Raw genomic sequence first — 13,071 nt, 5'->3', positions numbered from 1 at the left:
TGATTAATTTTTAGTATTAGAAATGAAAATTGCAAAAATGATGAACAGCATTACCAGGCCCGAACCGGTAAACAGGTACCAGGGAATCTTGGCCTGTTTTTTTAGTTCGCGGGCTTTTGTATGTAAGTCCGGAGGCATGGCGTTGCTGGCTAATACCTGCCGGCAAGTGCTGCAAATACTGTAAGTTTTTTTATAAATGGGGAAGACAGGTATCCAGAACACATGAAGGTAAACGCAGTTCGTTTGTATGTGCAGACTTTTCCGCTGCGAACAATGATTGCAGGAGTGCTGATACACTGGCTGCAGGCCGATCTTTTTTTCCCTCATTCCAAAAAAAACTATCATCCCGTTTTATTTGAAACAAAGGTATACCGGCACATGCCGGGCAACAACATGGTTTTCAGTGAAAATCAATACCCTGTTTTCAGGGGGTTAGCTGAGTAGTCCCAGCTTTACAGCATACCTGGTGAGGCCTGCCAGGTTGCGTACTTTTAATTTCAGGATAAGTGTTTTGCGGTAGCTTTCAATGGTATGCTTGCTTAAAAAGAGTTTATCGGCAATTTCCTGGGTGGTGTATTCTTCTGCAATTAATTTCAGCACATCCTTTTCCCGCGAGGTCAGCATTTCAAGGGTTTCTTTTTCCTTGTAGAAAGCACTGTTGAGGTAACCCTGTTTTACAGCGTCTGAAAAGTACTTTTCACCTTTCAGGATCATCTTTATCGCTTTAAGAAATTCATCGGAATCTGCATTTTTTGATAGGAAACCATCCACATGGTGCTGAATAAGGGCATCAATCATATTATTGTCGGTGTGCATGCTCACCACCAGTGTGCAGATTTCCGGCCGTGTTTCTTTAATATGATTATTCAGCGTGATGCCATCCACATCCGGCATGCTGATATCTGTGATTACCAGGTCTACCTGTTCATCCGGATGCTGGTCCAGGTAATTCATCACCAGCTTGCCATTATGCGCATAATACAGGATATGCAGGTTTTCGTCCTTTTCTATCAGCCTGATAAGACCTTCCAGGAATAATTTGTGATCATCTGCTAGAATAATATTATGCTTCATACCATTCTGGTTTTAAGGATATTTCAATATCTATTACGGTGCCCTTCGACGGAAAGGAGTCAATAGAAAGCACCCCATCAAATAATTTTAACCGCTCCCGTATATTCTGAAACCCAATACCATATTTGGTGGTTTCTACAGGAAAACCTTTGCCATTGTCTTCAAACAGCAGCTTTAGCAAACCATCCATCTTTGTCAGTTGTATTTCAACTTTCGACGCCTGGCTATGCTTTTGGGTATTGGTGATCAGCTCCTGCATGATCTTATAGATTTCCACTTTCAATGTGGTGCCAATCAGGTCTATTTCTTCCCTGGGATAAGCCTGGAAAGATATTTTGGCGTTCCCCGGAACATCAAATTGCCTGAGATAACCGGCAATCAGTTCTGTAAACCCGGTATTATTGAACTTCTGCGGAATGAGATCATGCGAAAGATCACGCACCTGGTGATAGGTGTCGTCAATCTGTTTTATCACCTCTTTTATCCCGGTCACATTATTTTGATTGGCAAGGCGAAGCTTAATGGCGGCAAGGTTACCGCCAATGCTGTCATGCAGTTCTTCCGCAATACGTTTCCGTTCTTTTTCCTGCCCGCTCACAGAGGCTTTCAGCAACGCCAGTTCCTTATCTTTTAACAGTACCGCTATCTTTTGCTGATTCACTTCATCCATGGTGGCATTCAGCTTGCTTTGCGCCTGCAACTTCTGGTAATACATATACAGCAGGCCGATAACAGGTAACAGGATCACCAGGAATCCTATTAACAGGCTATATTTTATTGTTTTTTGATGTTGCAGTTCATTTTCTTTATTTAAAATCTCTTTTTCTTTCTGAACGGTCTGATATTTTATTTCCAGCTCATTGATCTCTTTTTTATTTTGCAGATCCAGTATTTCCCTGGAAATACCCATGTACTGCGTCATGATGGCATAGGCATTTTTATAGTCGCCAGTGGCTGCGTGCACAGCTCGCAGGCTATTCAACACTTTTAGCTGCGCCTTCATGTCGTTCCATTGAATGGCATTTGCATATACCATGGAAAGTAATCTTTTGGCATCTTCATATTCTTTCTCAGCAATAAGAAGATCACCCAATCTTTGACCTGCGTTAATATATAGATCAAAAAACTGGTTGGCGGCTGCGTGGTTTTTTACTTCGTTGTATATAGAAAATGCTTCTTCTGTATGCTGACTAAGCTCCGCAACAATACCCAGGATCAATTTTGTTTGAAGCTCGTTTTTTAACTGGTGTGCCTGCCGGAAAAATACGATCGCCTTCTCTGCATAGGCTTTTGCCTTCACGAGATCTTTTCTCTCCAGGTAGATGATGCCCAGTTGTTGATACGCAATATGTATCAGTTGCTCATCATGGGAGGTACTCAGCAGGTCGTTATATGCCTCAATGGCTTTGTTGTGTTCATTCCGGGCAAAATATACATTTGCGATACCCAGTTTATTTTCGTTGACAGCAGCACTGTTGTTCAATGCTTCTGCATACCGGATGCCTTCAAGGTAATAGCGTAGCGCCTCATCATACAACCCCTTTTCGCTGTAAGCTTTCGCTAAGGTGTGGTACAGGGTGGATTGATAGGCGAGCTTGTCACGGGCCTTTATATCACTATTGTTTAGCGCGTCGATCATCTGTTGGGAATAAAAGATAACCGAGTCTGTAGTTCCATGAGCAGCATGAAATGCTGTTAAAGGCTCCGTGGCAAGCATTTTTGCTTTAATATCACCGGCATGCCTTAGTCGCTGCAATAGCGAATCCGGGGTTTTTACAGGAAGTTGACCAAACCCCACAAAGCCTCCCTGGCTTTGCGCCACGCAGGAAAAAGAAATTATAAGAAGACATATAAAAAGCAGCTCCCTTTTATTCATTCGCTTCATGCTGATATAATACCGTTGGGTTTTGTTTCATACATGAAGGTAATAATATAATTAAATAATTCATTTTTTGAAGACAGAAGGCAATTAAACCGGTCATCTACCTGATCAACTCCCGCAGTTTCTCCTGCAAGGCTAATCCCCTTAAATCCTTGGCAACGATCCTGCCATCGCGGTCAACCAGGATATTCCAGGGGATGCCCCGCACGTTGTAATATTTTGCAATGGCATTTTCCCTGCCTTTCAGATCAGACAACTGCGTCCATGGCAATTGATCATCTTTGATGGCCTTCTTCCACTTGCCGGCATCAGTATCCAGGGAGATGCCTACGATTGTAAACCCTTTGGATTGGTAACTATTGTATGCTTTCAGCAAATTAGGATTCTCGGCGCGACAAGGCCCGCACCAGCTCGCCCAGAAATCTATCAGTACATATTTTCCTTTGAAACCGGAAAGGGAAATTTCCTGTCCGCTGCTATCGGCTTGAGATAAATCTGCAATCATGGCGCCTTCGGCACTTCTTTTCATCAATGGTAACATCCCTGCTATTCTTTTGCCACTGGGCGTTCCACGGATTATTTCCGGCAGCGATGCATAAAGCGGGTAAACGGTATTATATTTGGGACCCGTCATATCTTCCGCCATATCCTTTACCAGTTGCAGGGAAAATAAACTGAGAGGATGTTTCTCTACGTAGTCCTTAACACTCGCCGTATACCGGCTTCTTGCCAGGGTAAGCAGTTGTTCTCCTATTTTGGGCCTTTCCTCTTGTGAGGCATCCGTGAGTTGTTGCAGCAATTCCTTTTGCCGCGGACTAAGTTCCCTGGTAGTTGCATAAAAGGCATTGGCTTCATCCTGGATATCGGAGCCCTCTAATGTGAAATTTGGCAACGAATCGATATTAGCTGATAACTGCAGGTACCCGATATCGGAGAAGAAGCTAAGCTGTTCACCTTTTGGCAGGATGGTGGCGTTCACCCGCTGTGGCTCGGGCATTTCAGCGAGCCAGGTGAATTTGCCGTTGTGGATAGACACCGTATCGTTTTGGTAACTATTGTGGTTGTAATATTTAAAAACAATGATGCTGTCGTTCTCACCTTTTATCTCTCCATCCATTCGCATATTGTGTCCCTGGTCAAAGATTTCCATCAGGGTGTTCATCAGGTCCCTGTTGCGTTTGTTTTTGGCGATTATTTTACCATCAGGATCTATGAGTACATTCTGCGGGATTCCCTTGATACCATATTGAATGGCAGCCTCATTATTTCTTCCTTTCAGGTCAGACACCTGTTGCCAGGGCATATTATCATCCCGGATGGCTTGTATCCATTGAGGGCGGTGCAGCGAATCGTCCATCGATACGCCCAATACGGTGAAGCCTTTATCTTTGTAGGCATTGTAGGCACGCAGTACGTTGGGATTTTCTGCACGGCAGATCCCGCACCAGCTGGCCCAGAAGTCAACCAGCAGATATTTACCCCGGAAGGAGGAGAGTTTGATGGCATTGCCATCTGTATCTGCCTGCGTAAAATCCGGAGCGGGCGAACCCACCATTATTTTCCTGACATTAGCGATCTGTTTTGCCAAAGCTTTTCCATCTGCCGAATTTTTAAACCCTGGGCTGAGCGCTTCGAATAAGGGAGTAACCGTTTCAGGATCTAAAGCTATACGGTAACTATAAACCATGTCCCAGGAGGCATAGGCGTCCGGATGCTGCCTGATGATACCCGCTACTTCCTCATCAAATTTCTTCCTTACCTGTTCCTGCTCCGCATTAATAGCCAGCAGGGAATCTTTCAGTCCACGGTTGAAATAAGCTCTTGTATTCAGGGAGGTAAAAGTTTTTGCATACTTATTTCCATGTTGAACAAATTCATCCAGGACAGCGGTATTGGGGCTGCCTTTCACAGTAGCTGAATCCAGGGAACCGGTTGTGTGGATGTCTACTGTTCCGGGTTGCAGGTAGAAATTTCGTGAAACATACTTGCCACCCGGTGGCATCATGTACAGCTTTGCAGATACCGGCCTGCTCAACTTGCCGCTGAAGGTGAAATGTCCATCCCTTTGCAGCGTAGCGGAATCAGTTGCCCGCTCTTTATCATTCAACTCGTATTGAAGATAAAGTTTGACAGGGTACTGCGGGGCGGTTATCTGCCCCTTTAGTATGAACGGCTTTGCTTGTCCGGATTGTGCCTTTGCTACGACCGTTCCGGTCATGAGCAGGGCAGCAGGCAGCCATTGCCTGAATAATTGATAACGCATCATATGTTTGGTTTTTACCTGGCGCTAGAAATATCCTTTGTTTTGATCCAGGTTTCGATTAGAATTAATGGCAGATTGCGGAATGGGATAAAGCACATCTGTCGACTGCCACTGACCTCCTTTGAGCTGCGATAATACTTCATCCGCCCTGGAGATAGCAGGGTTATTGATGCCGGGTAATCTTTTCAGATCTAACCAGCGATGTCCCCATTCGCAGAAGAATTCAACGCGGCGCTCATGTTCAATAGCCGCCATCAGCGTGGCTTTGTCGCTGGCCTTCGTGTTGGATAAACCTGCTCTTAACCGGACGCTATTAAGATCGGCTGCTGCCTGTAGGTAATTGGATTGTTGTGTACGGGCTTCAGCGCGGATTAAAAACTGCTCCGTCAAACGCAATACCTGGTTATATTCCACTGCGCCAACACCTGCCATATACCTGTATTTTGCAGGGTAGGGATAGTTAATACCCCCATAGCCTTTATAGCCAACCCAGCTGGTTTTTCGCCTGTCACCGGGTTCAAAATTATTATAGAGGCTGTCGTTGATTACAAATTTAGGCGTTGTACTGAATGAAGAAGGAACGAAGTTGTTGGCGATCCAGGAACTGCTGATACCATTTACAAATTGAAGGATGCCTTCTTTGTTATTGGCTAAGAACACCTGGTTGAGGGAGTCGTTCATACCAAACAATCCCGGGTTGTTAATGACGGCAGTAGCCATGCTTTCAGCCAGTTGCCATTTCCCCCTGTAAAGATATACCCTGGCCAGCAAAGCATTGGCAGCCCAGGTAGTAGCGCGTATACGCATGCCGCCATAGATATCTAAGGTAGCAGGCAATACTTTTTGCGCATCTGTAAGATCCCTTTCTATCTGGTCATAAACGGCATCCACGTTATCGCGGGGTTGCGTGGTGGTACTGTTTACATCAGTAGACAACACTAATGGCACGGCGCCATATTCATTCACCAGGTAAAAGTAACACAATGCCCGCAGGAACCTGGCCTCACCGGCAGCCCTTTGTTTGTATGATTCAGATAGGGGCGATTCAGCCATCCCGGTGATAACAGAATTGGCGATGTACACATTTTTATACATGGTACTCCACAAACCATCTACGTAGTAGATCATCGGAGTTAAGGAGTTATTCGTAAAATCATCGTAATAATTCATGGCATATGCGTACGTTTCATCGGCCGACATGCTATTGAACACGGTAACGGAAGTACCCAAATCATTGCCAGGATTCGGATTCGCCACACTGGCATATAACCCTATCATGGCTGCTTCCGCCGTAGTTGAATCCAGGAATACACTGTTGGAAGCCAGCTGGTCTTTGGGCGGCCCTATCTCGATCAGTTTCTTACAACCATTCAGGAGCGATGCGGCCAATAACACGATACAAGTATATAAAAAGCGTAGTTTTTTCATTTCCCTATTGTTTAAAGTGAGCAATGGATACCAGCGGCAATTTGTCTTAACGGCGGCAATACTGCCCCGGCGGTTTCAGGATCAAATCCCAGGTAACGGGTGATGGTAAACAGGTTTTGCGCCCTGATAAATGCCCCGGCCGATTTTAACCGGATCGCCTTTGTCCAGGAACCTGGAAGCTCGTAAGAAAGGTTCAGGTTTTTAAGTCTTATAAAACTGGCGTCTGAATAGTTTCCATCGGAAAACAGGTAGTAATTTTTATAGGCATAAGTAGCGTCACTGCCAGACAACGTAGATGGCTTGAAGCCATCAGTAATGATTTTGTCGTCCTGGTTGGACAATCCACCCGGTTGCATTCCTACTGCGGAGCGAACGGAAGATTTAATTTGTTTCACGAACTGTAACAGGATATCCAGCTGAAACCTGCCGAGTTTGAGCGAGTTACTGAACCCGCCATAGAAATCGGGAATACTGGCCGATATAATCTGGTAGTCTCCATTAGCTGTTTCTAATAAACCGGTTGTAAATTTCCCATCCTTGTTGAGATCTGCGATGGTAGCAATTCCATCTTTCAGGCCAGTATAATGATAGCCGTTATAAGTGTTGATGGGCTGTCCCTCAATAAACACATAAGCATAGGCGGTTGTTTTTAAACCCGGGAAGGAAATGAGTTTATTGCGGGGGATGGTAATATTAAAAGAACTGCTCCAGGAGAATTTTTTATGGTTGATATTCTTTGTTTTCAACTCAAATTCCCATCCGGAGCTTTGCAGCAATGCCGGCATATTACCGATAAAGGAAGAAAATCCCGATTGGGAAGAGAGGGGAGCAGTCACCAACTGGTTATCAGTACGGCTGGAGAACCAGGAAGCCGAAAGGAAGAGCTGATCCTCTATGAATCCGGTTTCTAAGCCAATGTCCAATTTGCGGTTGGACTCCCATCCATAATTGGGATTGGCGCTTCGCAAAGGATAAATTCCTGCGCTGCCATATTGATAAAAAAGATTGCCATAGGACGACAGGTATCCGTAGTCCGGGATCTGGTCATTGCCCGTTGTTCCATAGCTGGCCCTGAGTTTACCGTAGCTTAACCATGGAATGGCTGTTTTTATCCACTGCTCACTGCTGAAAATCCACCCTGCACCAACGGAGCCGAAATTACCAAATTGACGGTTCGGACCAAAACGGGAGGAGCCATCCCTGCGGCCGGTGAGGTTGAACAGATACCGATCTTTCAGTACATAGTTGATGCGTCCAAATGCGGAAACGTATTTGTATTCTTTAAAGCTGCTGCTTTTGAAGGTGATATCAGAAGCTGCTGTCCAGGAGCTCATCAGCTTATCGTTAGAGAAGCCGGTGGCCCTTACATAATATGGCTCTGCAAAGCTGGATTGTTGCCAGGTACCACCCACCAGCACGTTCAGTGTACCCTCACCCAGCGATCTGTTGTAAGTTAGTTGTGGCTCCACGATATAGGTTTCAATATAGTCGGATGTGTACGTAGCGGCTGATTCACCTGAGCCGCTGTTCGGGTCCAGAGAGGTTTTAGGAAGATATGTTTCGTTTGTTTGGGCTATTTTATTATACCCAAGACTCACTTTTGCGTCTAATCCTGCGAGTATCGTATATCGTAAAGTGGCATTCGCCAAAAGGTTATCCGACTTGAACCTGGCCGATTGCAACAGGTAGGAATCAGGATTGGTGAATCCTCCTGTCCAGTTTAAACTGCCATCCGGGTTATGCACGGGATAGTTGGGCGGTAATATGTACACCGACCGGGTAATGTCGCTGGCCACCTGGTTATTGGATTCTTTGGTATACATGGCCGAAGCGCCCAGCGTGAATTTACCATTGCGCGACGTATTGTCTATACTCAGGTGGGATGAATAGCGGTTGTATCCCCAGTCGCCGGGAAATACCGTCGTTTCACGCCGGAAGGTATTGGAAAAGCGGTAACGCAAATATTGACTGCCACCTGAAAATGCGCCGGTAACCTCTGTTTGATTGGCGGTATTGCCGATATAATCTTTCTGGAAATTCCTGGATTTGGTTGTATCCCAGATAGTGAGATCGGGAGCGTTTGAAAAACCGGGTGTTATTTTATCATTGGCGAAAGCGGTTCTCCGCATAGCCAGGTAATCGGAAAGATTCAGCATCGGTAAATAGTTGGTGACTTTACCGGCGCCTGTATAAATATTGAAATCGAAATGTGGTTCGGAGGTCTTGCCTTTCTTTGTGGTCACGAGGATAACACCATTGGCGCCCCTGGAACCATAGATAGCAGTAGCGTCGGCATCTTTCAATACAGATATCTCAGCGATATCGGCAGGATTGATGGAGTTCATAGGGTCTATGTCACCGGAGGCTCCTGCACTGGCAAATGGCGTTTCCACGAATGGCACTCCGTCGATAATGAATAGCGGCATACTTTTGTTGCCGGTGGGTAGCGGGATGGATTGCTGTTGACGGATGGAAATATTCATCTGGCTGCCAGCGTTACCACTGGAACGCGTGATGAAAAGTCCTGGTACATTCCCCTGCAATGCTTCGAGCACGTTACTTACAGGCTGCCGCTCAATGTCTTCCGCTTTCACACTGCTAACACTGCCTGTATTAAAACGTTGTGTGGTGGTGCCGTAAGCAATAACCTGCACTTCATCCAATTTAGAAACAGAAGGAGGGAGTATTAAATTAAAACCGCCTGAACCGGAAGAGATGGATTGACCGGTTTTAAGAGCAGTGCCGTCAGTTTTGCCAGCGGGGTAAGACACTACAACAGCATTGGTGGCGGAGGTCATTTTTAATTCTATACTACCATATCCAATCCTGCTGATCACTAAAACATCGCCTGCATTAACGTTGATGGTAAACGAGCCATCAGTCTTTGTTGCAGTACCCGTTCTGGTGCCTTTGATAACGATGCTGGCGCCGGGGAGCGCTTCCCCGTCGCGGTTAAGAATAACGCCGCTGAAAGGAAATGTCGCAAGCTCACCAACCGTTGTAACCTTATTTCCGGTGGGCTGCGCTGCAACCGGATATATGCTAATGGTTTTGCTGCTAATCAGGTACTTTAAAGGCTGGTTCCGGAACACCTCTTCAAGGAACTGTAACAGCGGCTCGTTATTGGCCGTAACGGTAACAGGTTTGGCTGCTGATAGATCAGTTTCCTGGTATAAAAACAGGTAGCCGGTCTGTTGTTTTACAACAGAGAAAATTTTTTCGAGCGATACATTTTTGCCCGAGAAGTTTACATTTTGAGAAAATCCAATGGCCGATACGTTGAGAAAAGCGGCTGTAAGAAAAAATGCAGTTAGTTTCATTACTAACAAGATTTTGGTGACTTGACGGATACCCCCACGGGAGGGCCATCCACAAAAAGCAGTTTTTGTCATACCTTTGGAACTGTTTTAGGTGCTTAATAAGCAGTCTGTGCAGACTTTGTTTTGAATGTTACCTAAACTACCCGGCCAATGATGTTTCCCCATCATTGGCTTTTCGTTTTGAGTAAGGAATTGTATATGCTGGCCCTTTTAAGAGGGAATTGCCGGGATAATTGTTCAATATATTCATCGTCCGGAAAGCAGATCAATGCATACACGGATCTGTTCCGGTGGTTGGCTGCCGGCAAAGTATATATCATATTTCGGCTGACAGGGATTTATTTACTTTTCTCCTATGACCAATGTTCTGTTCTTCAGTTCCACATGCAGGCCGAATCCCTGCAGAAAGCGAATCAAATCAGTTAATTGAACGCCCCTGTCCATTTCTCCTTTCAATTTCCTTGTTGGAATAGCTCCTTCATATTTAACCTCAATATCGTACCATCGTTCAATGTCTTTCATGATGGATTGAAACGACCTGCCCGTGAAGTTGAAAATGCCTTTCTTCCAGGCCAGCACGTGTTCCAGGTCGGCGCCGGAATTAATGGTGATGGTGGTGGTGTTATCCGGCTGTAAGGCTTGCTGACCAGGACGCAGCGTTACCGCCTGGTGCGTAAGCTGCTGGTCGGATGATGCAGCAGCAGCTGCTATATTACCCGCCAACACCCTGACCTTACCCTCCACCAGCGTGGTGGCAATGGTGCCTTCGTTGGTATAAGCATTGATGTTGAAACTGGTGCCTAACACTTCAACGGTGGTTTTCCCGTCAACATCCACGATGAAAGGCATTTTGGCGTTTTTCGCCACTTCCATATACACTTCCCCTTTTACTTTTACTTTTCGCTCATTCCCTGTAAATGCAGCCGGGAAGGTAATAGCACTTGCCGCGTTAAGCCATACGGTTGTCCCATCAGGAAGCGTGAGGCGGTATTGCCCGCCGCGCGGGGTGGACATGGTATTCATCATCACTTTGCCTTCGGAGTGGCCCTTAACATCGTACATAATTTCGCCATTGGCTGTTTTAACAACCGAAGAATTACCCTGTTGGGCAATGGCGCCCCTGGCAGCGCTATCTAGTGTAATAGCGGTTCCATCTGATAAAGTAAGCAGTGCTTTATTTGATCCGGGTAAAATATCAGGAGCGGGCATTGTTTTTCCTTTTACGAAATCCCCTGCCGTCTTTTTGGAGGTCGTATAAAGATAAGTACCGGCCCCAAACAGAATCAATACCGCAGCGGCCCAGCCCCATTTCTTCAGGGAATGCATACGAGGTACAGGACGCGCATCTGGGAGGGATTGGTCAGCATAAATCCTGGCGGTTACCGCCTGTTCAATACGGGCAATTTCCTGCGAAAAATCCTGTTGATTGTTCTCCCATAGTGGCCAATCCTGGTCCAGCATCCGCGCTACCATGTCCTTATTAGCCGGATCTTTGAGCAGGTCAGCGAAAACAATACGCTCCTCTTTGCTCAGGTTTCCCTGGGCGTATCTGTCAAAATAATATGTCAGTTGCTCTTCAGTCATTGTAATCAGTAATAAAGACCCGGTTTAAAGGGAGGTAGGACGGGTCGGGAATAAAAAAAATCTGGTAACTATTTAATCATCTCTTTACAACAGGTTAATTAACGCCCATAGCAGGGTGATAATGATCCCGGCATTTCTTCTTAAATAAGTTCGCAGGAAAACCAGTGCCTCCACCATATGCTCTCTCACCGTGCTTCTCGAGATCCCTAACCGCGCGGCAATTTCCTCATATGTTAACTGTTCATTGCGGCTTAACAGGAATACTTCTTTGCGTCGTGGCGGAAGGGATTCAATGGCCTGCGCCATGATGGTGGCCAGCTCTTTAGTCTCCAGGTCTGTTTGAGGATTGGTCAGCGCCTGATCGATTTGAGCCACATCCGGAGCAGCTGTTTCTAATAATCCGCGTTCAAACTGGGAGTTGACGCAGTTCCGGGCAACCACATATACATAGCCTGAGAAATTGCTGATATCCGGTAATTTGTGCCTGTTTTTCCAGAGGCGCAGGAAAACATCCTGGGCCACCTCTTCGGCCAGTTGAGGCGATTTAAGCCAATAAAGCAGGTAGGGATAGATTACCTGGGAATACTTTCTGACGATGCGGTTGAATGCCCGTTCATCCCCCAGTGCAACCAGTTTCAGTGTCTCCCGCTCATCCGGTTCCGTATTTAAATTATTGTTGCTCAATCTATACCGTTAACAGTTCGTCTTAAAAAATAATTTTGAAAATATGAGCTTTCGAAGGAGGGTATATCAAAAATGTCTGAACAGTTCTTTGACGCAATAATTCAGATGCCGGTTTCTTCCGGGTAATGCGCCGGATTATAATTTTTACTATCGCTTAATATGCGAGCACACGACTTAGTGAACGAAAATAGTTAATAATTTTTAGATTGGTCATTATCTTCTATCGGGGAAACGAGGCTGCGGGGGATGTTTGGTAAAAACTTTAAATGCTTAAATAAAATTTTAATGTTAAAATAGAGTCTATTTTGCAAAAAGCTATGAACAGAATTACATTGAAACCATTAGACGGAGTTATAATAAATGAAAGTAAGATAAGCTTTGGTCAAACAAAGAATGATCTTATAAGGTTACTTGGTAACCCGGATTACGAGGAAGAAAATCAGATTTTTTATAATAATTTGGATGTTAGATTTGATCTTGATAAGAATGGTTTACTGGAATTTATCGAATGTCAGGGACCCTATTCTGAAAATTCCGAATTCAATATTTATGGTATCAACCCTTTTAAACTTCCGGCTAATGAGCTTGTAACTTTGCTAACAAATAAAAATGACGGAGAAATTGATGACTTTGAAGTACCATATAGTTATTCTTTTTTAGAAATTTCTGTTGGAGTTTGGAGAGCAACAGTTCCCACTGATATAGCAGCTGCTATTGCTGAAATGAAAGCAGATGGCTCATATGAAGCAGCAAAAGAGGTAATGGATCAGGATCTGGAAAAGTCAGGATATTTTTGGACGGTGGCTGTTGGAAAGGTTGATTATTATAAAATATAA

Annotated in this window: 10 protein-coding genes; 2 read left to right on the top strand and 8 right to left on the bottom strand. The window is 45.1% G+C overall.

From position 1 onward, the window contains the following. Positions 1 to 3: 3 nt before the first annotated feature. Positions 4 to 327 carry a zinc-ribbon domain-containing protein gene (locus tag AB6805_RS03210; RefSeq protein WP_370908398.1) on the bottom strand — a complete coding sequence of 108 codons (324 nt, stop codon included), beginning with the start codon at positions 325 to 327 and terminating at the stop codon, positions 4 to 6. On the opposite strand from AB6805_RS03210, the gene AB6805_RS03205 reads away from it, so the two are divergent. Then, complete coding sequence (locus AB6805_RS03205; protein ID WP_370908401.1) at positions 223 to 444, top strand: hypothetical protein; 222 nt, start codon at positions 223 to 225, stop codon at positions 442 to 444. The two genes, AB6805_RS03210 and AB6805_RS03205, sit on opposite strands and share 105 nt — an antisense overlap. Here the strand turns inward: AB6805_RS03205 and AB6805_RS03200 are convergent. From AB6805_RS03200 to AB6805_RS03170, 7 genes are all read right to left on the bottom strand, one after another. Then, a complete protein-coding gene (locus AB6805_RS03200; protein ID WP_370908014.1) occupies positions 433 to 1,074 on the bottom strand; it encodes a response regulator in 642 nt (213 codons plus the stop codon). The two genes, AB6805_RS03205 and AB6805_RS03200, sit on opposite strands and share 12 nt — an antisense overlap. Beyond that, a complete protein-coding gene (locus AB6805_RS03195; RefSeq protein ID WP_370908013.1) occupies positions 1,064 to 2,830 on the bottom strand; it encodes an ATP-binding protein in 1,767 nt (588 codons plus the stop codon). The genes AB6805_RS03200 and AB6805_RS03195 overlap by 11 nt, the downstream gene beginning before the upstream one ends. Positions 2,831 to 3,056: 226 nt before the next feature. Continuing rightward, positions 3,057 to 5,222, bottom strand: a complete 2,166-nt coding sequence (locus AB6805_RS03190) for a redoxin domain-containing protein (RefSeq protein ID WP_370908012.1) — start codon at positions 5,220 to 5,222, stop codon at positions 3,057 to 3,059. A 21-nt stretch (positions 5,223 to 5,243) separates the two neighbouring features. Beyond that, complete coding sequence (locus tag AB6805_RS03185) at positions 5,244 to 6,647, bottom strand: RagB/SusD family nutrient uptake outer membrane protein (protein WP_370908011.1); 1,404 nt, start codon at positions 6,645 to 6,647, stop codon at positions 5,244 to 5,246. An 11-nt stretch (positions 6,648 to 6,658) separates the two neighbouring features. Next, positions 6,659 to 9,967, bottom strand: a complete 3,309-nt coding sequence (locus AB6805_RS03180; RefSeq protein WP_370908010.1) for a SusC/RagA family TonB-linked outer membrane protein — start codon at positions 9,965 to 9,967, stop codon at positions 6,659 to 6,661. Between the two features lie 342 nt (positions 9,968 to 10,309). Then, positions 10,310 to 11,551, bottom strand: coding sequence for a FecR domain-containing protein (locus tag AB6805_RS03175; protein ID WP_370908009.1), 1,242 nt, complete (start codon positions 11,549 to 11,551; stop codon positions 10,310 to 10,312). Between the two features lie 84 nt (positions 11,552 to 11,635). Continuing rightward, complete coding sequence (locus tag AB6805_RS03170) at positions 11,636 to 12,235, bottom strand: RNA polymerase sigma factor (protein ID WP_370908008.1); 600 nt, start codon at positions 12,233 to 12,235, stop codon at positions 11,636 to 11,638. A gap of 317 nt (positions 12,236 to 12,552) precedes the next feature. Between AB6805_RS03170 and AB6805_RS03165 the strand changes: the two genes are divergently transcribed. Continuing rightward, the gene (locus AB6805_RS03165; protein WP_370908007.1) at positions 12,553 to 13,071 is read left to right on the top strand and encodes a hypothetical protein; all 519 of its coding nucleotides are present in this window, start codon (positions 12,553 to 12,555) and stop codon (positions 13,069 to 13,071) included.

This window comes from Chitinophaga sp. RCC_12 (assembly GCF_041360695.1).
In the GTDB taxonomy this organism is placed as follows: domain Bacteria; phylum Bacteroidota; class Bacteroidia; order Chitinophagales; family Chitinophagaceae; genus Chitinophaga.
Note: the sequence above shows the minus strand (reverse complement) of the source record. Positions and strands in the feature narration are given on the sequence as shown.